Origin of the sequence: Azospirillum lipoferum (assembly GCF_024170005.1) — a bacterium.
GTDB classification, from domain to species: domain Bacteria; phylum Pseudomonadota; class Alphaproteobacteria; order Azospirillales; family Azospirillaceae; genus Azospirillum; species Azospirillum lipoferum.
The window spans coordinates 200485-222069 of the sequence record NZ_JALJXJ010000009.1; the positions used below are offsets into that span (position 1 = coordinate 200485).

The window sequence follows — 21585 nt, forward strand, 5'->3', positions numbered from 1 at the left end:
AATGATGCCGCTTCAGGCAACACCGCCTTCGAGAGGATGACCCGGATGAGCACCCTGACCACCAGCTTCGGCCAGCCCGTTCCCGACAACCAGAATTCGCTGAGCGCCGGGCCGCGCGGTCCGCTGCTGCTCCAGGACTTCCACCTGATCGAGAAGCTGGCCCACTTCAACCGCGAACGCATTCCGGAACGCGTGGTCCATGCCAAGGGCGCCGGCGCCTACGGCAGCTTCCGCGTCACCCGCGACGTGACGCAATGGACGAAGGCCGCCTTCCTGTCGACCGTGGGCAAGGAGACGGGCGTCTTCCTGCGCTTCTCCACCGTCGGCGGCGAGAAGGGCTCCGCCGATGCCGAGCGCGACCCGCGCGGCTTCGCGCTGAAGTTCTATACGGAAGAGGGCAACTACGATCTGGTCGGCAACAACACGCCGGTCTTCTTCCTGCGCGATCCGCTGAAGTTCCCGGACTTCATCCACACCCAGAAGCGCAACCCGGCCACCAACCTGAAGGACCCCACCGCCATGTGGGACTTCTTCTCGCTGTCGCCGGAGACGATGCACCAGCTGACCATCCTGTTCAGCGACCGCGGCACGCCGCGCAGCTACCGCCACATGGACGGCTTCAGCAGCCACACCTTCTCGTGGATCAACGCGGCGAACGAGCGCTTCTGGGTCAAGTACCACTTCAAGACCCGCCAGGGCATCCAGAACTTCACCGCCGAACAGGCGGTGACGATGGGCGGCATCGATCCCGACCACGCCACCCGCGACCTGTACGCCTCGATCGAGGACGGCGACTTCCCGGCCTGGACCGTCTCGGTGCAGATCATGCCGGAGGCCGAGGCCGACGCCTACCGCATCAACCCGTTCGACCTGACCAAGGTGTGGCCGCATGCGGACTATCCGCTGATCGAGATCGGCGAGCTGGTGCTGAACCGCAATCCGGAGAATTTCTTCGCCGAGACCGAGCAGGCCGCCTTCAGCCCGGCCAGCGTGGTGCCCGGCATCTCCTTCAGCCCGGACAAGATGCTGCAGGGCCGGCTGTTCGCCTATGCCGACGCCCACCGCTACCGGCTGGGCGGCAACTATGCGCAGATCCCGGTGAACAAGCCGCAGGGCTGCCCGGTCCACAATTACCAGCGCGACGGCGCCATGCGCACCGACGGCAACGGCGGCGGCCGGCCGAACTACGAGCCGAACAGCTTCGGCGGTCCGACCCAGACCGGTGTCGCCAGCGAGCCGCCGCTGCGCATCAGCGGCGACGCCGCCCACTATGACCACCGCGAGGGCAACGACGACTACGCCCAGGCCGGCGCGCTGTTCCGCCTGATCGGTGCGGAGGCCCAGGACCGGCTGATGGACAACATCGCCGGCAGCCTGGGCAAGGCTCCGCTGTTCATCCAGCAGCGCCAGTTGAAGCATTTCCTGGCCGCCGACCCGGCCTATGGCGAGGGCGTGGCCAAGCGCCTGGGCCTGACCGTGGCGCAGGCGGCCGAATAACCTGAGTGTGACGTGAACGTTCCGGCCCTTCCGCGGCATCGCGGAGGGGTCGGCCTTGAGATGCCGCGCCCGCCAATCCCCTGGGCGGCGGCATGATTGCCGGCATCCTGCCGTGCATTTTCCCCGACTGACTTGCAGCCCTCTTCCCCATGGCGGGGAGAGGGCTTTTTTCATAGGGGCCTGCTATGCCGCGCGGACGCCGTCGAGGAACCCCTTGACCTCACCCGCCAGGATTTCCGCCTGATGCGACAGTTCGCGGGCCGCGCCCAGAACTTGGTTGGCCGCTCCTCCCGTCTCGTTGGCAGCCTCGCGGACACTGACGATATGCGAGGAAACCTCCTGGGTACCGACGGCCGCCTGCTGGACGTTGCGCGAGATTTCCTGCGTGGCCGTCCCCTGTTCTTCGACCGCCGCCGCGATCGCCGCGGCGATTTCGCTGATCTCGCCGATCACACCGCCGATCCCCTTGATGGCATCGACGGCACCATCCGAATCCTGCTGCATCTGGGCGATCTGCTGCCTGATCTCTTCCGTCGCCCGCGCGGTCTGGGTGGCGAGCGCCTTGACTTCGGAGGCCACGACGGCAAATCCCTTCCCGGCCTCGCCGGCGCGCGCGGCCTCGATCGTGGCGTTCAACGCGAGCAGATTGGTCTGGCTGGCGATATCCTGGATCAGATCCACAACCTGCCCGATCCGTTTCGCGCTGTCGGCCAGTTTGCGCACCGCCTCGTCGGTCTGCCTCGCATCGGTCACCGCCTTGCCTGCGACCCCCTGCGACTGCGAGGCCTGGCTGCCGATCTCGGTGATGGACGCGGCAAGCTCCTCGGTCGCCGCCGCCACCGTCTGGACATTGGCGGACGTCTGCTCGGAGGCCGCCGCCACCGCCGCGGATTGCCGGTTGGTCTGCTCCGCCGTGGTCGACATGGAGCCTGCCGAAGCCTCCATTTCCGTCGCCGCAGACGAAAGGGCTCCTACCAGACGGCCGATCCTCTCCTCGAATCGGTCGGCGAGGCCGAGCATCGCCGACCGCCGCTCCTCCTGCGCCCGCTGCTTCAGAATCTCCTGCTCGGCCCGCAGCGCCTCGGTTTCGATCATGCCGCGGCGGAACACCTCCAGCGCATCCGCCATGGCCCCGATCTCGTCACGGCGCCCGATCCCGGAAACGCGGATGTCGGTATTTCCCCTGGCGAGGTTGCCCATGGAGTCGGTCATCGCCTGGATGGGACGGGCGATTCCCCGGTTCACCAGCCAGGCGACGCCGAGCGCCACCGCGAGCACCGCCAGTCCAATCAGGATCGCCGAAGTCCGCGCTTCCGCGATTTGAGCGTCGAACGCGCTCCGGTCCATCGCGATGGTGTAGAAGCCGATCGCGGTGCCGCGATAGTCCCGGACCGGAGCGAGCCGCATGGCGAAGCTGGCGCCACCGGCCTGGTATGTCTGCACCTCCGATTCCCGAGCCAGGGCGTCCTTCATCCGATCCTGGCCGATGGCGGGCGCCTCGCGGAAGGTCGAGGCGAAGGTTTCGAAGCCGCCGTCCTTGACGATGTGGAACGCGACGTCGGCACCGGTCTCCTTATGGAACGCCTCGAAGAACGGTTTGCCGAACGACAGCCCGATTTCGAAGGAGCCGATCTGGGTACCCTGGCTCACCATCGGCACGACGCCGCGGATGCCAAGACCCTCGACACCGTTCTCCAGCCCGAAGACCGGCTTGTGGGTCTTGTTCACCTCGACGACGGTGAAGCGGAACGAGGACAGGTCATCCCCGAATTTCTCCGGCCGATGCACCCGCAGGAACGAGACCGAGGCCGATGTATGGAACTGCATCTGGGTGACGCCATGCTGTTCCTTGAGGTCCTTGAACCCCGTCACCAACATGCCGGCCAGCCGGTTGCGGTCCTGCGCGGCGAACGCCGCCTGGATTTCGCCGTTCCCCGCCAGCCCCTGGGCGAGCGTCAGGGCTCGCCGGGCCTCGCTCGAGACATTCGCGTCCAGGAATTCCTGGAGCGTTCTCAGTTGATTGTCGGCCGCATGTTCGACGAGCAGGCGGCTGAGCCACAGATTGCTGAGCGTGGTCGCGCCGACCGCGAGCACGACGCTTCCTGCCAGGGCAAGCGCCAGACGGGCACCGATCTTCATTCCGCGGAACATGCTCGCCCTCCCGAATGGAGCGCAGGATCGGGTAATGCTGCCTTGGCGTTCGCCCGGCCATACCGTCTCTGCATACTAAGATATTAATTACGGGAGAGAATTATGAAGAAAGCACTAACTGTATTTGAGGGGGTATGACCCCACGGAAAGAATCCGTTTTCATGCCGGAAATATACTGACCAAACATAGAGTGAACAGCACAGCCTTTGCACAGATATTCATCATATGCCCTGGGAAAGGCGCCGCCAACCATGCTTACTGCTCTGGCTTCGTCCGACGAGAGACCTTACTTCTTGTACCCCTAATGAACAGTGCGATAGCGTTCCGTCGCGCTGCAATTGGCTTCGTGGATGGTGGACGCTCCAGACACCCAAATGGCGTGGTCCCCGCTTGGGGGCAGACAAAGCGGCGCCCGGCGTCCTAAAGTCCGCCTTCAGCGCGACAGCTTCGATGACGGAATGGGACGGGACCGCGACACCGACAGACCCGCTGGAGATCCATCCAGTGGGGAACGATCCACCAGCGCCTTGACCGGCAAGGGGCTGGATACACTGCTGGCGGCGGCGGAAACGCTGCCGCATGCGCCGGAGGATGCGTGGCGGCTCGACCTGCTGCGGGTGGCGCTGCGCATCGCCCGCTCCACCGAGGATGCGGTCGACCTGGAGCGCGCGAACCTCGCCTTCAAGGCGCTGCCGCGCCGGCTGCGCAACCCGCTGGTCGACCGCGCCGCCATGCTGGCCCGGCGCGAGGCGGAGCGCGCCCAGTTGACCGGGGAACCGGAGGAGGAACCGAAGTCCGGCGGGCTGCTGGGCGGGCTGAAGAATGGCTTGTTCGGGCGCGGCGGCGGGCGGCCGAGCCGCAAGACCGCCAAGGAGCGGCTGCTGCGCGAACTGGCGACCCGGCGCGATCCCGACGACGACCGGGAAAGCTGATGGCCGAAAGCCCCCGCAATGGGACTCCCGCCATAGACGGCATCCGACGGCAGATGCCCGTCAGTCCGCTTGTCCGCCCGAAGGACTCACCCCCGCCCTCCCCCTCCGCGTTCTCCGGCCGCGTCGAAGGTCACAGCTGGGACGGTTTACGGCGGGCCGGGAATGTGCAAAGGTCGGTACCTCCAAATCGGGCTTACCCAAAAGATTGACCTGAACGATGACCGGGGGTTCCGTGCGTCGCCTGAAGCCGTTGCTGACCTGCGCCGCCTTGACCGCCCTGCTGAGCGCCTGCGCCAGCGGTGGCGGTTCGCATCGCGTTGCCTCTCCGGCGGAAATCGACGCCCATGTCGCGGAGGCCTCCAAGCGGTTCGACATGCCGGAGCTGTGGATCCGCGAGGTCATCCGCCAGGAGAGCGGCGGGCGCACCACCGTCAACGGCCAGCCCATCGTCAGCAAGGCCGGCGCCATGGGCCTGATGCAGGTGATGCCTGCGACCTATGACGAGATGCGGCGCAAGCACAATCTGGGCTCCGACCCCTTCGATCCGCATGATAACATCATTGCCGGCACCGCCTACCTGCGCGAGATGTACAATCTGTTCGGCGCGCCGGGATTCCTCGGCGCCTACAATTGCGGGCCGGGCTGCTACGGCGACTATCTGGCCGGCAAGCGCAGCCTGCCGGGCGAGACCAGGCGCTACATCGCGTCGGTCGGGCCGCGGCTGAACCGCACCCCGGCGCCCAACGGTGCCGACATCGTGCTGGTCAGCGCGCCGCCATCCACCTCGTCCGATTCGCCGCCGGACTATGGTTCGCCCTATGCCCGGCCATCCTCATCCTATTCGGCGCCGTCCAATCCGGCTCCGTCCTACGCGCCACCGGCCAGCAGCAGCCGGCCGGTTGCCAGCCGGCCGCCGATCGCGGTGGCGGCCCTCCCCTCCCCGGCACCGGCACCGGCCCCGGCACCGGCAGTCCGCGTGGTGGCGCCCGACACCTCGACCCCCGATGCCCCGGCACCGCGGCCGGTGGCGACGATGGCTGGTGCCGCGACCGCCGGCGGCGGGGTGTGGACGGTGCAGCTCGGCGCCTTCCGCTCGCCCGACGACAGCCAGCGCGTGATCGACCGCGCCCGCAACTCCATGCCGGTGCTGTCGCGCTCGCAACGGATCGTGCAGGCGGTGGATACCCAGACCGGGCCGCTGTACCGTGCCCGGCTGTCCGGCCTGTCGCAGCAGGACGCCGCCAGCGCCTGCAACGGGCTGGTCAACCAGGGCATGGCCTGCTTCGTGGTGGCGCCGGGGGCCTGAGCGGCCCCCGGACACAGGGCGATCAGCCTTCGGTGACGCGGCGGCAGCGGCGCTTGATCAGGGCCAGCGCCTCCTGGGCGCGGTCGCCGGTCAGGTCGAAGCTCCGCTCGTCCAGCAGCACCCCGTCGGAGTTGTAAGCGCGGAGCTGCAAGCCTTCCGACCCCTCGCTGACCGTCACGTCGAGGATGCCGTCGCCGGTCTCGTTGCCGGCGATGTCGAGGAAGTCGTTGACCTCGTCGAAGTTGGCGTCGACATCGTCCGGCCATACGCCTTCGGCGGTGAAGTCCAGCAGGTCGTTCAGCCCGCCGACCGGCTCGCAGCGCTTGACCCGTGGGTCGGCGGCGGAGACCGCCTCGGCGAAGGCGGCCATCGACTGGCGGATGCGCTCCTGCTCGATCGGGTCGATCTCCATCTCCTGGCCCTCGCCGGCAAAGCCGAGGTTGAGCGGGTCGGGCATCGCCTCGCCCTCCTGCTCGGCATCCTCCTCGATCACCAGACCGACGACGCTGACGAGGCGAAGGCCGATGTCATCGGCAGCCGCGACCAGATCCTGTTCGCGCGCGAAGGATTCAGCCGCCTCGGTCGAGTCGATCAGGCGGCGCAGCAGGGTGCGGCGGTCGGCGGCCTCCAGGTAGGACAGCGGTTCCGGATCCAGCCACAGCGGCAGCAGCCGCATGTCGGTTGCCTTTTCCAGCAGCCCGGCGGAATCGAGCGCACGTTCGATGGCGTCGACCGACGGCGGCTGGTCCAGCCGGCCATCCACCTCCAGGGCCAGCCAGAACAGGGTGGACAGGGTCGGGTCGCCATGCTCGTCGGTGCTCTGCGCCGTTTCGGAGAAGGCCTCGACCTCGTCCATGAAGTCGTAGCTCTCCTCCTCGCGCAGCTTGCCGACCGCGGCTTCGATCACGCCCTGGCGGTTGGTATCCAGAACCTCGTCCAGCAGGGCGCCGAAGCGCTCGTCGTTGTTGCGCCACAGGCGGACCAGCCGGTCGGCCGGCGTCCCGCTGAACTGGCCGCCCTTGCCGTTGACTCCGTCCTTCTTCGCCATGATGCGCCCGTTCCTTTCTGGTATCGCTCGTCCGGTCGGCGTGACCATAGGAGCGCCGCGCCGTCCTGTCGACCGCGATATGGTGACGGATTACCCGGCGGGAAGCGGTGCCCCGCACAGCCCCGGCAGCGGCGATTGGCCCCTTCCACCCGGACGGGAAAGGGGTAGGATTCGCAGCATCCTTCCTTCGGGTGACCCGCCATGGCCGAACGTCCGGTTTTTCCAAAAGACTTCCTGTGGGGCGCCTCCACCTCCGCCTACCAGATCGAGGGCGGGGCCGCGGCCGACGGGCGGGCGCCCAGCATCTGGGACAGCTTCTGCAAGCTGAAGGGCCGGGTCGACAATGGCGACAGCGGCGATGTCGCCTGCGACCACTATCACCGGATGCCGCAGGACGTCGACCTGATGGCGGAGCTGGGGTTGCGGGCCTACCGCTTCTCCGTCTCCTGGCCCAGGGTGCTGCCGCGCGGACGCGGGGCTCCGAACGAAGCGGGGCTGGATTTCTACGACCGGCTGATCGACCGGCTGCTGGAGAAGGGGATCGAGCCCTGGCTCTGCCTCTATCACTGGGACCTGCCGCAGGCCTTGCAGGACATGGGCGGCTGGGCCACCCGCGACAGCATCGGCTGGTTCGGGGATTACGCAGCCCTCTGCGCCCGGCGCTATGGCGACCGGGTGAAGCGCTGGGCCACCTTCAACGAGTTCTCGGTCTTCACGCTGTTCGGTTGGGCCTTCGGCTGGGGGGCGCCCAGCATCGCCGACCGCGCCACCCACCTGAAGGTGATCCACCACGTCAACCTCGCCCATGGCGCCGGAGTGGATGCGCTGCGGGCACTGGTGCCGCGGGCGTCGATCGGTGCGGTGCACAGCGTCCAGCCGATGCGGCCGGAGACCGACCGGCCGGAGGATGTCGAGGCGGCGGCCCTGTTCGACGAGCATTGGAACCGCGCCTTCCCCGACGCGCAGCTGCTGGCCCATTACCCGCGCCGCATCGCCGAGGCGATCGAGCCCTACGTGCAGCCCGGCGACATGGCGCGCATCGCCCGGCCGGTGGACTGGTTCGGGCTGAACCATTACGCCCCGGTCTATGGCCGCAGGGACGACAGCCTGATCTGGGGCTTCGGCTTCGGCTCTCCCCCGCCGGGGATGAAGCGGACGGCCATCGACTGGCCCTATGATCCCGGCTGTTTCCGCGACACGCTGCTGGATCTGACCCGGCGCTACCGCCTGCCGATCTATGTGACGGAGAACGGCTACGGCACCAAGGCGGCGGAGACGCCGGACGCCGAGGGCCGCGTGGTGGATGCGGAACGGCTGGCCTATCTCCAGGCCTACATCGCGGCGATGTCGGAGGCAAAGGGGCTGGGGGCCGATGTGCGCGGCTATTTCGTCTGGTCGCTGCTGGACAATTTCGAATGGGGCGGCGGCTACGGCACGCGGTTCGGAATCGTCCGGGTCGATTTCGAAACCCAGGCGCGGATCCCGAAGGAGTCCGCGCGCTGGTATTCGCAGCTGATCCGGGGGGTGTGAGTCTAATCAGCGACGGATCCCCTCTCCCCGGGGGGAGGGAGAATCCCCCGAGGCGCCAGTTACTTCAAAAACGGCAGGTTCAGCCCCTGCTCCTTGGCGCACTCGATGGCGATGTCATAGCCGGCGTCCGCATGGCGCATCACGCCGGTGGCCGGATCGTTCCACAGCACGCGCTCCAGCCGCCTGGCCGCCGCGTCGCTGCCGTCGCAGACGATGACCATGCCCGAGTGCTGCGAGAAGCCCATGCCGACGCCGCCGCCATGGTGCAGGCTGACCCAGGTCGCCCCGCTGGCGGTGTTCAGCAGCGCGTTCAGCAGCGGCCAGTCCGACACGGCATCGGTGCCGTCCTTCATCGCCTCCGTCTCGCGGTTCGGGCTGGCGACGGAGCCGCTGTCGAGATGGTCGCGACCGATGACGATGGGCGCCTTCAGCTCGCCCGACTTCACCATCTCGTTGAAGGCGAGGCCGAGGCGGTGGCGCTGCCCGAGCCCCACCCAGCAGATGCGCGCCGGCAGGCCCTGGAACTGGATGCGCTTGGCCGCCATGTCCAGCCAGTTGTGCAGGTGCGGATCGTCGGGGATCAGCTCCTTCACCTTGGCGTCGGTCTTGCGGATGTCCTCCGGATCGCCGGACAATGCTGCCCAGCGGAAGGGACCGATGCCGCGGCAGAACAGCGGGCGGATATAGGCGGGGACGAAGCCGGGGAAGTCGAAGGCGTTCTCCAGCCCCTCTTCCTTCGCCATCTGCCGGATGTTGTTGCCGTAATCGACGGTCGGGATGCCCATGCCGTGGAAGGCCAGCATCGCTTCCACCTGCACCCGCATCGACTTGCGCGCGGCGGCGGCCACCGCGGCCGGCTGGCTTTCGCGGGCGCTCTCCCACTCCTCCAGCGTCCAGCCCTGCGGCAGGTAGCCGTTCACCGGATCATGGGCGGAGGTCTGGTCGGTGACGATGTGCGGCCGGGCCTTGATGTCGGTCTCGGCGCGGCGCGCCAGTTCGGGGAAGACGTCGGCGGCGTTGCCGAGCAGGCCGACGGAGATCGCCTCGCCCCTCGCGCAGGCCTCGTTGATCCAGGCCAGCGCCTCGTCGAGGTCGGCGGTGTGGCGGTCGAGATAGCCGGTGCGGATGCGCATCTCGATGCTGCTGGGGCGGCATTCGACCGCCAGCATGCAGGCGCCGGCCATGGTGGCGGCCAGCGGCTGCGCCCCGCCCATGCCACCCAGGCCGCCGGTCAGGATCCACTTGCCCTTCAGGTCGCCGTTGTAATGCTGGCGCCCGGCCTCGACGAAGGTCTCGTAGGTGCCCTGCACGATGCCCTGGCTGCCGATGTAGATCCAGCTGCCGGCGGTCATCTGGCCGTACATCGCCAGACCCTTGCGGTCCAGCTCGTTGAAATGCTCCCAGGTCGCCCAGCGCGGCACGAGGTTGGAGTTGGCGATCAGCACGCGCGGCGCGTCGGCATGGGTGCGGAAGACGCCGACTGGCTTGCCCGACTGGACCAGCAGGGTCTCGTCGTCGTTGAGAGTCTTCAGCGTCGAGACGATGCGGTCGAAGCTTTCCCAGTCGCGGGCGGCGCGGCCGATGCCGCCATAGACGACCAGCTCCTGCGGCCGTTCGGCAACGTCGGGGTCGAGGTTGTTCATCAGCATGCGCATCGGCGCCTCGGCGAGCCAGCTCTTGCAGCTCAGTTCGGGGCCGTGCGGGGCACGGATGACGCGCTGGTTGTCGAGGCGGGATGACATCTGGTGATGGCTCCTGGTGGGAGGGATGTGCTGTTCGAGGATCTGTTTTTGCTAATGGGGCGGCAGCTGGAAGCGTGCGCCGAGCCGGTAGCGGCTGCCGGGATGAACCAGCATCGCCACCGTCACCACCCGCCCCTGCACCCCATTTACACCGACCCAGGTGCGGCGGGTCACGCGCAGGCAGGGTTCGGTGACGGGAATGTCGAGCAGCCGGGCGATCTCCGCCGTCGGCGCCACCGCCTCGATGACATGCTCGACCTGCGGCGAGGACTCCAGCCGGATCAGGTACTCGCCCGGCGTCTGGCGGGTGAAGTCCTGGTCGAGATAGTCGGGTGCCACCGCCGGGTTGACCCAGCGTTCCTCCAGCTGGACCGGCACGTCGCTTTCGCTGTGGACGACGACGGAATGGAACAGCCTGGCCCCGACCGGCAGGTTGAAGCGGCGGGCCAGCCCGGCATCGGCGGCAACCGCGAGCAATTGCTCCACCCGGCAGGCGTGGACGTTGCCGCGCTCGGCGATCTCGTCGGCGATGCTGCGCAGCTCCACCACGTCGGTGCTGGGCGGCCGTTCGGCGACGAAGGTGCCCAGCCCCTGCACGCGGGTCAGCAGCCCCTCGTCGGTCAGGTCGCGCAGCGCGCGGTGGACCGTCATGCGACTGACCGAGAATTCCTCCAGCAGCTTGTGCTCCGACGGGATCTGGAAGCCTTCGGGCCAGTCGCCGGAGCTGATCCGGCGGCGGATCGCCTCCTTGATCTGGGCGTAGCGCGGCTGGGCGGTGGAGATGGTGTCGCTCATGTGGCCTCCACACGGGGGCTCCGGACCACCCCGCCATTGACCACCGCCATGCAGGGGTTGAGGCCGATGGCATAGGCCAGTTCCGCCGGATGCTCGATGCGCCAGACCGCCAGATCGGCGCGCATGCCCGGCGCGATCACGCCGCGGTCGTCCAGCCCGAGAGCCTTGGCCGCATGGCGGGTGACGCCGGTCAGCGCCTCCGCCGGGGTCAGACGGAAGAAGGTGCAGCCCATCGACAGCATCAGCAGCAGCGAGGTCACCGGCGAGGTGCCGGGATTGTTGTCGGTGGACAGCGCCATCGGCACGCCATGGCGGCGCAGCAGATCGATCGGCGGCAGCTTGGTCTCGCGCAGGGCATAGAAGGCGCCGGGCAGCAGCACCGCGACCGTGCCTGCCTTGGCCATGGCGACGACGCCGTCCTCGTCCAGATGCTCGATATGGTCGGCCGACAGCCCGCCGAACTCGGCCACCAGCCGGGCGCCGCCGAGGTTGCTCAGCTGCTCGGCATGCAGCTTCACCGGCAGGCCGAGCCGCTTCGCCGTCTCGAACACCCGGCGGGTCTGGGCGACGGAGAAGCCGATCCCCTCGCAGAAAGCGTCCACCGCATCGGCCAGCCCGGCTTCGGCGATGGCCGACAGCGTCTCGGCGCAGACACGATCGATGTAGCCGTCCGCATCGCCCTTGAACTCCGGCGGCAGGGCGTGGGCGCCGAGATAGGTCGTCCGCACTTCCACCGGGCGGACCTGGGCCAGCCGGCGGGCGACGCACAGCATCCGCGTCTCTGTTTCGGTGTCGAGGCCGTAGCCGGACTTCACCTCGACCGTCGTCACGCCTTCGGCCAGCAGGCTGTCCAGCCGCGGCAGGGTGGCGGCCAGAAGCTGGTCCTCCGACGCGGCGCGGGTGGCGGTGACGGTGGACAGGATGCCGCCGCCGGCCCGCGCGATCTCCTCATAGGTGGCGCCGTTCAGCCGCATCTCGAACTCGCGGGCGCGGTTGCCGCCATAGACGAGGTGGGTGTGGCAATCGATCAGGCCGGGAGTCATCCAGCCGCCCTGCCCCGAATGGACCTCGGTCGCCAGCGCGTCCGGCGCATCGGTCAGGTCGGCGCGACGGCCGACGAAGGCGATGCGGCCATCCTTGATGCCCACCGCCGCGTCGGCGATGGCGCCATAGCCTTCCCCGTCGTTCATCGTCGCAACGGACAGGTCGATCCACAGGGAATCCCACGGCGCACTGGTCGGCATCGGTTCGGCTCCTTCCCTAAGTTCCCTCACCCTCCCCGCCTCCGGCGGGTCCCCTCCCTCTCCCGAGGCGGGAGAGGGAAAGTTCGTGCAGCAACCCTCTTGGCAGCAGGTTGCCTATACTTGTATAGTGTTGTCTATAATAGCGAGGGCGCCCTCATGAGCAACCTGTTTTTTGCCTCGGCGCTGCTGCCGGACGGCTGGGCGGAGGATGTGCTGGTCACGGTGGATGGCCGGGGCCGCATCGTTTCGGCGACGCCCGGTGCCGCCTGCCCGGCCGATGCGGAGCGCTTCGCCGGGGCGGCGGTCGCCGGCATCGCCAATCTGCATTCCCACGCCCACCAGCGCGCCATCGCCGGGATGGGCGAGTCCTCCGGCGAAGGATCGGACAGCTTCTGGAGCTGGCGCGAGGTGATGTACCGCGCGCTCGACCGCATGGACCCGGAGGATTTCGAGGCGGTCGCCGCCCAGCTCTATGTCGAGACGCTGAAGGCCGGCTTCACCGCCATCGCCGAATTCCATTACCTGCACCATGACCGCGACGGCCGCGCCTACGCCGACCCGGCGGAGATGAGCCACCGCGCTGTTGCCGCCGCGCGGGCCGTCGGGCTGCCGATCACGCTGCTGCCGGTGCTCTACAATGCGTCGGGATTCGGCGGCACGCCGCCGACCGCCGGGCAGCGGCGCTTCATCCATGACGGGGCAGGGTTCGCGCGGCTGACCGAGGCCCTGCGGGGCACCTACGGCAAGGCGGACGACGTGCGGCTGGGCATCGCTCCGCATTCCCTGCGAGCCGTCCCGGACGGGTTGCTGACCGAGACCGTCGCCGCCAACCCGCAAGGCCCGATCCACATTCACATCGCCGAGCAGCGCCGGGAGGTCGAGGACTGCCTCGCCCACCATGGCCGCCGCCCGGTCGAGCATCTGCTGGAGACCCAGCCGGTCGATGGCCGCTGGTGCCTGATCCACGCCACCCACATGACCGAGACCGAAGTGACGGGCGTCGCCACCAGCGGTGCCGTTGCCGGCCTGTGCCCGACCACCGAGGCCAATCTGGGCGACGGCTTCTTCGCCGCCGAATCCTACATGGCGCAGGGTGGGCGCTGGGGCATCGGCTCCGACAGCCACATCTCCGTCAGCCCGGTGGAGGATCTGCGCTGGCTGGAGTACGGCGCGCGGCTGACCAGCGGCCGGCGCACCGTGCTGGCCGGCGGCCCCCGCCGCTCCACCGCCCGCCGGCTGGTGGAGGACGCCCAGGCCGGCGGCGCGCAGGCCAGCGGATTCGAAGCCGGACGCATCGCCGCCGGTCTCCGCGCCGACCTCGTCGTGCTCGACACCGACCACCCGCTGCTGGCGGCCCGCAAAGGCGATGCGCTGCTGGACGGCTGGATTTTCGCTGGAAACGCTCCCCTGGTGCGGGACGTGGTGATCGCCGGACGCGCCGTCGTCCGCGACCGCCGCCACCCGCGCGAGGCGGAGATCGCCGACCGCTTCAAAAAGACACTTGGGAGACTTCTGGGATGAGCGAGAGCATCACTTTGGTTCCGGGCGCGCTGTCGCTCGACACGCTGCGCAGCATCTATCGCGGCCGTCCGGCCCTGACGCTCGACCCGGCGGCCTATCCGCGGATGGAGCGCTCCCGTGCCCTGATCGACAAGATCGCCGGCGGCGACGAGGCGGTCTATGGCGTCAACACCGGCTTCGGCAAGCTGGCCCACACCCACATCGCCGCAAGCGATCTGGAGACGCTCCAGCGCAACCTGATCCTGTCGCACGCCACCGGCGTCGGTGCCCCGCTGGCCGATGGCGTCGTGCGGCTGATCCTGGTGATCAAGGCGGTCAGCCTCGCCGTCGGCGCCTCGGGTGTCCGTCCGGCGCTGGTCGATGCGCTGCTGAAGCTGTATGAGGCCGACGTGCTGCCGGTGGTGCCGGGCAAGGGCTCCGTCGGCGCGTCCGGCGATCTGGCGCCGCTGGCCCATCTCTGCGGCGTGCTGCTCGGCATCGGCCACGTCCGGGTGAAGGGCGAGACGCTGCCGGCGGAAGAGGGGCTGCGCATCGCCGGCCTGCCGGTCTTCGACCTGAAGGCCAAGGAGGGTCTCGCCCTCATCAACGGCACCCAGGTGTCGACCGGTCTGGCGCTCGCCGGCCTGTTCGAGATCGAGCGCACCTTCAAGGCGGCGCTGGTCGCCGGTTCCCTGTCGGTGGAGGCCGTGATGGGCAGCCACCGCCCCTTCGACGCCCGCATCAGCGCATTGCGCGGCCAGCCCGGCCAGATCGCCGTCGCCGCCGCCTTCCGCGAGGTGCTGGCCGGCAGCGAACTGAATGCCAGCCACCAGGGCCCCGACTGCCACCGGGTGCAGGACCCCTACAGCCTGCGCTGTCAGCCGCAGGTGATGGGCGCCGTGCTGGACCAGATGCGGCAGGCGGCGCGCACGCTGGTGATCGAGGCCAACGGCGTCACCGACAACCCGCTGGTGCTGGTCGATACCGGCGAGGTGCTGTCCGGCGGCAACTTCCATGCGGAGCCGGTGGCGATGGCCGCCGACCAGCTCGCCATCGCCGCGTCGGAGATCGGTGCCCTGGCCGAACGCCGCATCGCCATGCTGATCGACACCACCATCAGCGGCCTGCCGCCCTTCCTGGTCGCCGAACCGGGGCTGAACTCCGGCTTCATGATCGCCCATGTCACCGCGGCGGCGCTGGCGTCGGAGAACAAGACGCTCGCCCACCCCGCCAGCGTCGACAGCCTGCCGACCTCCGCCAACCAGGAGGACCATGTCAGCATGGCGACCTTCGCGGCCCGGCGGCTGGGCGACATCGCCGGCAACGTCGCCGACATCGTCGGTATAGAGCTTTTGGCCGCGATTCAGGGTCTGGAGTTCCATCGCCCGCTGAAGACCACCGAGCGGCTGGAACAGGCCATCGCCACCATCCGCGCCCAGGTGCCGCGCTATGAGGTCGACCGCTACTTCGCCCCGGATCTGGCCGCCATCGGCGCGCTGGTGCGCGACGGTTCGCTCGACCATCTGATGCCGGTATCCCTGGAGACCGCACAATGACCGATACCATCTTCGATCTGGTACAGGGCGACGGGCCGCTGGTCATCAGCATGCCCCATTGCGGCACCGACCTCTCCCCCGGTCTGGCCGGGCGGCTGACGGACGAGGCGATGACCCTGCGCGACACCGACTGGCACATCCCGCGCCTGTATGGTTTCGCCGACGGAATGGGGGCGACGCTGCTCAGCGCCCGCTATTCCCGCTATGTCATCGACCTCAACCGGCCATCGACCGGCGAAAGCCTCTATCCCGGACAGGCGACCACCGGCCTGTGCCCGGACGTGCTGTTCGACGGCACGCCGCTCTACCGTGACGGTCAGGAGCCCGACACGGCCGAGATAGCGGAGCGGGTCGAGGCCTATTGGCGGCCCTACCACGACGCGCTGGCGGCGGAACTGGAGCGGGCGAAGGCGCGGCACGGCTTCGCCCTGCTCTATGACGCCCATTCGATCCGCAGCCATGTGCCGCGGCTGTTCGACGGACGGCTGCATGACCTGAACCTGGGCACCGCAAGAGGCACCAGCATCGATCCGCAGCTGGCTGCCCGCGTCGTCGCGGCGATGGAAGCCGCAGCGGCGGCGGAGGGTATGACCTGCGTCACCAACGGGCGCTTCGTCGGCGGCCATATCACCCGCGCCTATGGCCAGCCGGCGGAGGGCGTCCACGCCATCCAGATGGAACTGGCGCAGGACAACTACATGGACGAGGACGCGCCGCCCTTCGCCTACCGACCGGACCGGGCAGAGCGGCTTCAGCGGGTGCTGACGGCGGTGCTTGACGCCTTCGCCGGCTGGCGGCCGGCGCAGATCTGACCTTCAGCGGGGGCGCGGAACCGCCCCCGCACCCGCCGCGTTCCCCTGCGGCGCCGATAACGCGGCGCAGGATGCAGGGGACCGGCGTTGAGCGACATCATCGAACGGAACGGGGAACAGAGCGGCATCGAGAATCCGGGCGGCGGCATCGGCTATGGCGGACAGCCTGCACCCGCCATGCTGCAACCGGCCTTGACCGCCGTCGATGCGCTGGATGCCCAGGTCCATGACATCGTCACCTGCGATCCCGGCCCGGTCAGCCATGCGCTGGCGACCGCGGGCCATTACGCCATAAAGCGCCATGTGCTGATCCCCGGCTTCGCCATTGCCGGCATCGTCGGCTTGCTGACCGGCCAGCCGGATCTGCGCCGGGCCGGCAGCGTCGGGGTGGCCGGGCTGGTGGCGACCGCGACCGCCAGCCGCTCGATCAAGCGCTATGTCAAACGCCGCCGGCCCGACGAATGCGAGCCCCGGCGCAAACCGGGATGGCGGATCAGCGCCCGCTCGCTGCCGTCCGGTCATGCCGCGAGCGCCTTCGCCGCAGCGACGGCACTTGCCACGGTCAGCCGGTCGCCGGCGCAGAGCATGCTGATCTATGGAACGGCGGTGGCGCTGGCCAGCGGCCGGGTGGTAAGGCACCGGCATTGGGCCTCCGACGTGCTGGCCGGCGCCCTGCTGGGGACAGCGGTTACTCTGTTGGCACGACGGCTCCTACCGCGCTGAGCCGCTACTTCTTCGGCAGCGGCAGGGCGGTCTGCTCCGGCTTGGCGGAGTCGGCGAGCCGCTTGGCCCGCTTGTTGCGCATCTCCGCCACCTCTCCCGCCTTCAACGGCACGAAGCCGTCGGGATGCATGGCGTTGCCGACGATCTGCTTGAGAAGGTCGATGTTGGTGGTCTGCACCCGCCGGCCGCGGCGGACCTGATCGAGGAACTTCTGCGACGGGGTCAGCACATAGTCGATGGCGTCGATGCGCTTGCCGACCTTGGTGTATTCCTTGTCGGCGATGTCGAGGATCCCCTCCTCCACCAGCGCGTCAACGGCGGAGGTCACCACGCGCAGCGTGTCGCGGCGGCGCGACCACTCGTTCATGCCGCTGTTCTTGATGATCTCGTCGGCACTGATCGATACCGGCTTCGCGTCGTCGTCGGCAGTGTCGTATTCGATCGACAGACGGTTGTAGAGCCAGCGCGACACCGGCGACTTCAGCTTCATCAGCCAGGCGTAGGACACCGGCTTGAACTCCAGGTCTCGGATGGCGGCGGAGACCAGCGGGTTGAATTCCAGATAGGTCTCTTCGACCCCACCATCCTCGTCGACCAGATCGGGACGCGAGCGGATCGCCAGCACCGGGAAGGCGGTCGATTCCAGCAGGTTCTGCCCGCGGCTCTTCTTCCCGGGCTCGGCGCTGCCGCCGGTGGAGATGATGATGCGCGAGCGCGCCAGGATGGTCAGGGATTCGCGGATGTCCTGAATCGACAGGGTGTGGTTGACCGCCCGCAGCTCCCGCTGGATTTCGTAGAGGCTGAAGCGCATCTGCACCTTGTCGCGGTTCTCGCCGGTCAGCGACAGGCGCGAGCGGTCCATGGCGAGGCGGCGGACGACCTGCTCCACCACCTGTTCGCGCTCCGACGGGAAGATCTCGACTTCGACCAGATCCGGGCCGGCACCGGGGGCGCGGTCGTCCTTCTTCGCCATGCTGAGCCGGTCGATACGGGCGGGTTGGACGGTCAGGCGGTAGTTGCGGCCGCGGAAGGCGAACTCGCGCCGCACCGACTTGATGAAGTTGTCCTTGGTGACCAGTTCGCCCTTGTCCTTCGCCGCCTTCTCCTTGTCATTGTCGCGGGAGACGAAGACGAACCGCGGCGCCAGATCGTAGAGCGCGATCAGGTGCGATTGCGAACGGTCTTCCAGCTCGAACAGGATGAGTTGCGCGGCGCTGGTCGGGGCCATCTTGGTCATGAACGTCTCCGGATGTCGGGAGTAACCATGGCGCGGCGGACCCGCCGGTGCAACAGAACGCAGTGAAATTACCGCATCCGGGATGGAGCATCAGCCCGCGCATAGGACGCCGCACCCCGCGATGATGGAGCAATGGCCCGCGGTCATGGAGCGATAGCCCGCGATAGGCGCGCCAAGCCTGCCCCGCCGGGGTCGCCAACCGCGACTCCTTGAAGAATCGCGGAGAATCGGCGCCGGAGCAGATCGGACACCGAGGGCGGAAACGCGGGCTGCCGCTCCATGGCGGCAGGGCACGGATGCGCGGACGGCCGGATTGCTCGTGATTGCTCCTAAATCAGGGGGCAATCGCGGGCTGTTGCTCCAGCATCGCGGGCGATGGACGGGTTCCCAATCGCGGGCAAAGGCTCCATGACCGCGGCCAAAGGCACCAGGATTCCGATTCGGCGGAGAACCGCGGGCCGATGCTCCATGGTCGCGGGCAGGGGCTTTACGGTCGCGGGCTATCGCTGACGATGCGCGGGCTACCGCTCTATGGGGTGTCCATGGAGTTCCTGCCCGCGATTCGACTCTGCCGCGGACCGCTTCGAATCCTGTGAGCCAATCGCGACAGCCGACAAGGCGGCCAATCTTGCGCCGACGGTGCGGAGGAGTATCGCCACAGATGACCGAGAACAGCACAAATCCCAACCGCTGGGGCCGGATCCCGGCTTGGTGGCTCGACCACCCCGACCTCGACGCTGACGGCCTCGCCGTGTTGGCGGCACTCAGCACCTACGCCGACGAGGCGGGGGTCTGCTGGCCGTCGCAGGCGACGCTGGCGGACAAGCTGAAACGCAGCCGGCCGACCGTCAACCGGATCCTGGGCCGGCTGGAGGCCCTTGGACTGGTCAGCATCGAACATCGCCGCTCAGCCAATGGCGGGCGGCTGAGTTGTCGGTATCGGCTGGCCCTGCTGGCCGAAAACGCGGCCGGCGAGGGTGCAGGGGTGAACATCCCCGCTGACTCAGCAGCGGACTCCCCCTGTTCAGCAGCGAGTCACAAACAGCCTGAACCAGAACAGATTCCGGACACGCTCCACCGGCGCGCAGACAAAGGGGCGACGATCGTGGCAGAACCGGTTCCGCAGGACTGGACGCCGCCGCCAAGCGACCGGCAATGGGCAGCGGACCGCTTCCCCGGCATCGATGTCGATGGACATGCGGAGCGTTTCGTTCAGCAATGCCGCGCCCATGACTACCGCTACCGCGATCCGGCCGCGGCCTGGAAGTCCTGGCTGCTGCAGGACGCGGGGCGTATGGCGCAACAGGCCGCGGCAGCGGTCCGCGGACCGGACAGCCGCGGTCCGCGGACAGCTTCTCGTCCGGTGGCGATTGCGGCAGCCGCCGCGGCCGAACAGCGCCTGTCTGCCTGGGCCAGCGTCGCAGCGCGTCTGAACGGCAGCCAGCCCAACACACCCGCCAATCCCTGGGGAGTCGCATGAGCAACCTGCACCCGTTTCCCGCATCGCAGGCCACTCCGCCGAGCCTGCCGCTGCCCTTCGATCCGGCCATGGCGCCAAATGTGCGCAGCCGGATGCTGCGCGAGGCGTTGCCGGAGCCCTTGCAGCGGTTGCTCGACTGCGGGCAGACCGGACGCCACAGCCGCTTTACCGAAGACGGCTTCGCCGACGTGATGGAGGACTGGACGCCGCCGGACGGAGTGACACCACGTCATGCTTCCCTGGCTCGGCGCGCGCTTGCGGAGATCGACGACACCATCCTGGCGCCGGCGCCGGCCAACCATCTGCTGGGCCGGGTGCTGGCGCTGCTCAGCCATTTCCCGGCGAAGTCGACGACGCCCGAGGTGGAGCAATTGCTCGCGATGGATTGGGCGGACGATCTGGGAGAGTTCCCGGCCTGGGCCATCGATCAGGCGGCACGCCAGTGGCGGCGGACCCGCAAATGGCGGCCGAGCATCGCCGAAATCCGCGCCCTGTGCGAGGAGGCCTGTGCGGCGGAACGGGCTTTGGCCGACCGGCTGCGTGCCATCGCGGCGGCGGGGGAACAGGCCGGAGAGACAGGGGGAGGCGCGGTGCGCCCGGTGCTGGCGTCGGCAATGCGCCGTATGCGATAATTAAGATGGTTTCTGTCTTAACTTGGTGGTCTGTGGCTGGGGAGACACCCTGTCCGGGCCATACGAAGTTAAGACATGTCTTAGATTTGCGCCACGGCCGGGCTTTGATAAAAGGGGCCGGCAGCCGATGGCGATAAGGGGCACTGCAATGAGCAACGACACGGGACACGGGCCGGTGAAGCGCTTGCTGGTCAATGGCCCGAAGGGCGGGATCGGCAAGACGACGCTCAGCCGCAACATCGCGGTGGCGGCGGCGCTGGACGGCTGCGCGGTGGCGACGCTGGACCTCGATCCGCAACGCAGCCTGACCAAGTGGTTCGCCAAGCGGCCGGACGGCATGGCCTCCATCACCCATTTCGAGGCGGGCATGACGCCGGTCGATATCCGCGCGGCCCTCGACGGCATCGAGGGCTTCGACCTGCTGGTCATCGATACGCCGCCGTCGATCGAGGACCATCCGGAGGAGTTCAAGCTGCTGGCCCTGTCGTCCGACCTGATCGTCGTGCCGACCGGCCAGAGCGACGACGACCTCGACTCCGTCCGGCCCTGGATGCGCTTCGTCCGCCGCTATGGCAAGAACGCGGCCTTCGTCATGAACCGCGTCAAGCCGCGCACACGCGGTTTCACCGAGGCCCAGCGCAGGCTGCTGGGCGACGGCCGGATCTGCCCGGTCGAGGTGCCGGATTACGAGGACATCCAGTTCACCGCCAGCCGCGGGCTCGGCCTGCTGGAGTTGAAGGGGGGCAAGGGAGCCGAGCATGTCGCCGGCGTCTGGGCCTTCGTCCGACACGAACTGGAGCTGGCGCAATGAGCGGGTTCAAGCAGGTATCCAAGGCCCAGGCCCGCCGCCACATCGCGGTGGACGAGCGGATCGAACGCATGGCGGAGGCGACGGTCGACCTCGTCCGGCGCGAGGAATTCGTCCAGGAAATCTCCACGCTCTGGCGCAGCGCGCAGGAAAAGTTCCTGCTGATCGGCCGCTATCTGGTTCAGGCGCGGGCGCGGCTGCCGCATGGCGAGTTCCAGGCGATGGTCGAGAACGAACTGCCCTTCGGCTATCAGGTCGCCTACCAGCTGCGCATGGTGGCGGAGGCGGTGGACAGCGGACGCCTGCCGGGCCCGAAGCTGCCGCCCAGCTACGCCACCGTCTACCAGCTTGCTACCCTGACCAGTGAGCAGCTGCGGCTGGCCGATCAGCGCAACCTGATCCGGCCCGACGTCACCCGGCCGGAGATCGTCCGTTTCAAGCGCGACCTGCGCAACCGCGCCATCGACCATGTCAGCCGCCGCGAGGCGCTGGAGGCGGAGCGCGACCGGCTGCGGGAACGGCTGGCGGTGATCGAGGTTGAACTGGCGACACTGGACGGCCGGGACTGACGGATCAGCGGCGACGGAGACGA

18 protein-coding genes are annotated in these 21585 nt (G+C 68.4%); 12 read left to right on the top strand and 6 right to left on the bottom strand.

All coding sequences use genetic code 11. The features are described 5' to 3' along the window. Window positions 1-45: 45 nt before the first annotated feature. Window positions 46-1497: a catalase gene (locus J2848_RS20830; protein WP_149233142.1), complete on the top strand. Its 1452-nt coding sequence runs from the start codon at window positions 46-48 to the stop codon at window positions 1495-1497. Between the two features lie 183 nt (window positions 1498-1680). On the opposite strand, the gene J2848_RS20835 is transcribed toward J2848_RS20830, so the two are convergent. After that, window positions 1681-3648: a methyl-accepting chemotaxis protein gene (locus J2848_RS20835; RefSeq protein WP_149233143.1), complete on the bottom strand. Its 1968-nt coding sequence runs from the start codon at window positions 3646-3648 to the stop codon at window positions 1681-1683. 527 nt (window positions 3649-4175) lie between these two features. Here J2848_RS20835 and J2848_RS20840 point away from each other — a divergent pair. Together J2848_RS20840 and J2848_RS20845 are read left to right on the top strand one after the other, a co-directional pair. Next, the gene (locus J2848_RS20840) at window positions 4176-4580 is read left to right on the top strand and encodes a hypothetical protein (protein ID WP_246194038.1); all 405 of its coding nucleotides are present in this window, start codon (window positions 4176-4178) and stop codon (window positions 4578-4580) included. A gap of 217 nt (window positions 4581-4797) precedes the next feature. Beyond that, window positions 4798-5886, top strand: coding sequence for a lytic transglycosylase domain-containing protein (locus J2848_RS20845; protein ID WP_149233145.1), 1089 nt, complete (start codon window positions 4798-4800; stop codon window positions 5884-5886). 22 nt (window positions 5887-5908) lie between these two features. Here J2848_RS20845 and J2848_RS20850 read toward each other — a convergent pair whose 3' ends face one another. Then, window positions 5909-6934, bottom strand: a complete 1026-nt coding sequence (locus J2848_RS20850; RefSeq protein ID WP_246194039.1) for a hypothetical protein — start codon at window positions 6932-6934, stop codon at window positions 5909-5911. 201 nt (window positions 6935-7135) lie between these two features. Between J2848_RS20850 and J2848_RS20855 the strand changes: the two genes are divergently transcribed. Then, complete coding sequence (locus J2848_RS20855) at window positions 7136-8464, top strand: GH1 family beta-glucosidase (RefSeq protein WP_149233147.1); 1329 nt, start codon at window positions 7136-7138, stop codon at window positions 8462-8464. Between the two features lie 59 nt (window positions 8465-8523). On the opposite strand, the gene hutU is transcribed toward J2848_RS20855, so the two are convergent. From hutU to hutI, 3 genes are read right to left on the bottom strand one after another with little or no spacing between them, the layout of a single operon-like run. After that, window positions 8524-10206 (bottom strand): urocanate hydratase, encoded by a 1683-nt coding sequence (gene hutU / locus J2848_RS20860; RefSeq protein WP_149233148.1) that lies wholly within the window; start codon window positions 10204-10206, stop codon window positions 8524-8526. Window positions 10207-10257: 51 nt separating this feature from the next. After that, window positions 10258-11001, bottom strand: a complete 744-nt coding sequence (hutC, locus tag J2848_RS20865; RefSeq protein ID WP_149233149.1) for a histidine utilization transcriptional repressor HutC — start codon at window positions 10999-11001, stop codon at window positions 10258-10260. Then, on the bottom strand, window positions 10998-12245 hold the full coding sequence (hutI, locus tag J2848_RS20870; protein ID WP_149233150.1) for an imidazolonepropionase: 1248 nt from the start codon (window positions 12243-12245) through the stop codon (window positions 10998-11000). The genes hutC and hutI overlap by 4 nt, the downstream gene beginning before the upstream one ends. 156 nt (window positions 12246-12401) lie before the next feature. On the opposite strand from hutI, the gene J2848_RS20875 reads away from it, so the two are divergent. The 4 genes from J2848_RS20875 to J2848_RS20890 all read left to right on the top strand — a co-directional run bounded on the left by J2848_RS20875 (window position 12402) and on the right by J2848_RS20890 (window position 16836). Beyond that, window positions 12402-13766: a formimidoylglutamate deiminase gene (locus tag J2848_RS20875; protein WP_149233151.1), complete on the top strand. Its 1365-nt coding sequence runs from the start codon at window positions 12402-12404 to the stop codon at window positions 13764-13766. Then, window positions 13763-15301 (top strand): histidine ammonia-lyase, encoded by a 1539-nt coding sequence (hutH, locus tag J2848_RS20880; protein WP_149233152.1) that lies wholly within the window; start codon window positions 13763-13765, stop codon window positions 15299-15301. Before J2848_RS20875 ends, hutH begins: the two co-directional genes overlap by 4 nt. Continuing rightward, on the top strand, window positions 15298-16113 hold the full coding sequence (gene hutG, locus J2848_RS20885; protein ID WP_149233153.1) for an N-formylglutamate deformylase: 816 nt from the start codon (window positions 15298-15300) through the stop codon (window positions 16111-16113). Before hutH ends, hutG begins: the two co-directional genes overlap by 4 nt. Window positions 16114-16200: 87 nt before the next feature. Then, window positions 16201-16836, top strand: a complete 636-nt coding sequence (locus J2848_RS20890) for a phosphatase PAP2 family protein (RefSeq protein WP_149233154.1) — start codon at window positions 16201-16203, stop codon at window positions 16834-16836. Between the two features lie 4 nt (window positions 16837-16840). Here the strand turns inward: J2848_RS20890 and J2848_RS20895 are convergent, their stop codons facing one another. Then, window positions 16841-18073, bottom strand: coding sequence for a plasmid replication protein (locus J2848_RS20895; RefSeq protein WP_149233155.1), 1233 nt, complete (start codon window positions 18071-18073; stop codon window positions 16841-16843). A 661-nt stretch (window positions 18074-18734) separates the two neighbouring features. On the opposite strand from J2848_RS20895, the gene J2848_RS20900 reads away from it, so the two are divergent. The 4 genes from J2848_RS20900 to J2848_RS20915 all read left to right on the top strand — a co-directional run bounded on the left by J2848_RS20900 (window position 18735) and on the right by J2848_RS20915 (window position 21562). Continuing rightward, window positions 18735-19553, top strand: coding sequence for a helix-turn-helix domain-containing protein (locus tag J2848_RS20900; RefSeq protein ID WP_149233156.1), 819 nt, complete (start codon window positions 18735-18737; stop codon window positions 19551-19553). Further along, a complete protein-coding gene (locus tag J2848_RS20905; protein WP_149233157.1) occupies window positions 19550-20185 on the top strand; it encodes a hypothetical protein in 636 nt (211 codons plus the stop codon). Before J2848_RS20900 ends, J2848_RS20905 begins: the two co-directional genes overlap by 4 nt. A 148-nt stretch (window positions 20186-20333) precedes the next feature. Beyond that, window positions 20334-20996 carry a ParA family protein gene (locus J2848_RS20910; RefSeq protein WP_149233158.1) on the top strand — a complete coding sequence of 221 codons (663 nt, stop codon included), beginning with the start codon at window positions 20334-20336 and terminating at the stop codon, window positions 20994-20996. Continuing rightward, on the top strand, window positions 20993-21562 hold the full coding sequence (locus tag J2848_RS20915; protein ID WP_149233159.1) for a hypothetical protein: 570 nt from the start codon (window positions 20993-20995) through the stop codon (window positions 21560-21562). The genes J2848_RS20910 and J2848_RS20915 overlap by 4 nt, the downstream gene beginning before the upstream one ends. Window positions 21563-21585 lie beyond the last annotated feature (23 nt).

What these genes read in the sequence shown, in the direction of transcription:
- J2848_RS20835 (WP_149233143.1), bottom strand. Translation starts at nt 3,648, where the DNA reads ATGTTCCGCGGAATGAAGATCGGTGCCCGTCTGGCGCTTGCCCTGGCA.
- hutI (WP_149233150.1), bottom strand. Translation starts at nt 12,245, where the DNA reads ATGCCGACCAGTGCGCCGTGGGATTCCCTGTGGATCGACCTGTCCGTT.
- hutC (WP_149233149.1), bottom strand. Translation starts at nt 11,001, where the DNA reads ATGAGCGACACCATCTCCACCGCCCAGCCGCGCTACGCCCAGATCAAG.
- J2848_RS20875 (WP_149233151.1), top strand. Translation starts at nt 12,402, where the DNA reads ATGAGCAACCTGTTTTTTGCCTCGGCGCTGCTGCCGGACGGCTGGGCG.
- J2848_RS20845 (WP_149233145.1), top strand. Translation starts at nt 4,798, where the DNA reads ATGACCGGGGGTTCCGTGCGTCGCCTGAAGCCGTTGCTGACCTGCGCC.
- J2848_RS20830 (WP_149233142.1), top strand. Translation starts at nt 46, where the DNA reads ATGAGCACCCTGACCACCAGCTTCGGCCAGCCCGTTCCCGACAACCAG.
- J2848_RS20850 (WP_246194039.1), bottom strand. Translation starts at nt 6,934, where the DNA reads ATGGCGAAGAAGGACGGAGTCAACGGCAAGGGCGGCCAGTTCAGCGGG.
- hutG (WP_149233153.1), top strand. Translation starts at nt 15,298, where the DNA reads ATGACCGATACCATCTTCGATCTGGTACAGGGCGACGGGCCGCTGGTC.
- J2848_RS20895 (WP_149233155.1), bottom strand. Translation starts at nt 18,073, where the DNA reads ATGACCAAGATGGCCCCGACCAGCGCCGCGCAACTCATCCTGTTCGAG.
- hutH (WP_149233152.1), top strand. Translation starts at nt 13,763, where the DNA reads ATGAGCGAGAGCATCACTTTGGTTCCGGGCGCGCTGTCGCTCGACACG.
- J2848_RS20905 (WP_149233157.1), top strand. Translation starts at nt 19,550, where the DNA reads ATGAGCAACCTGCACCCGTTTCCCGCATCGCAGGCCACTCCGCCGAGC.
- J2848_RS20910 (WP_149233158.1), top strand. Translation starts at nt 20,334, where the DNA reads ATGAGCAACGACACGGGACACGGGCCGGTGAAGCGCTTGCTGGTCAAT.
- J2848_RS20855 (WP_149233147.1), top strand. Translation starts at nt 7,136, where the DNA reads ATGGCCGAACGTCCGGTTTTTCCAAAAGACTTCCTGTGGGGCGCCTCC.
- J2848_RS20915 (WP_149233159.1), top strand. Translation starts at nt 20,993, where the DNA reads ATGAGCGGGTTCAAGCAGGTATCCAAGGCCCAGGCCCGCCGCCACATC.
- J2848_RS20900 (WP_149233156.1), top strand. Translation starts at nt 18,735, where the DNA reads ATGACCGAGAACAGCACAAATCCCAACCGCTGGGGCCGGATCCCGGCT.
- hutU (WP_149233148.1), bottom strand. Translation starts at nt 10,206, where the DNA reads ATGTCATCCCGCCTCGACAACCAGCGCGTCATCCGTGCCCCGCACGGC.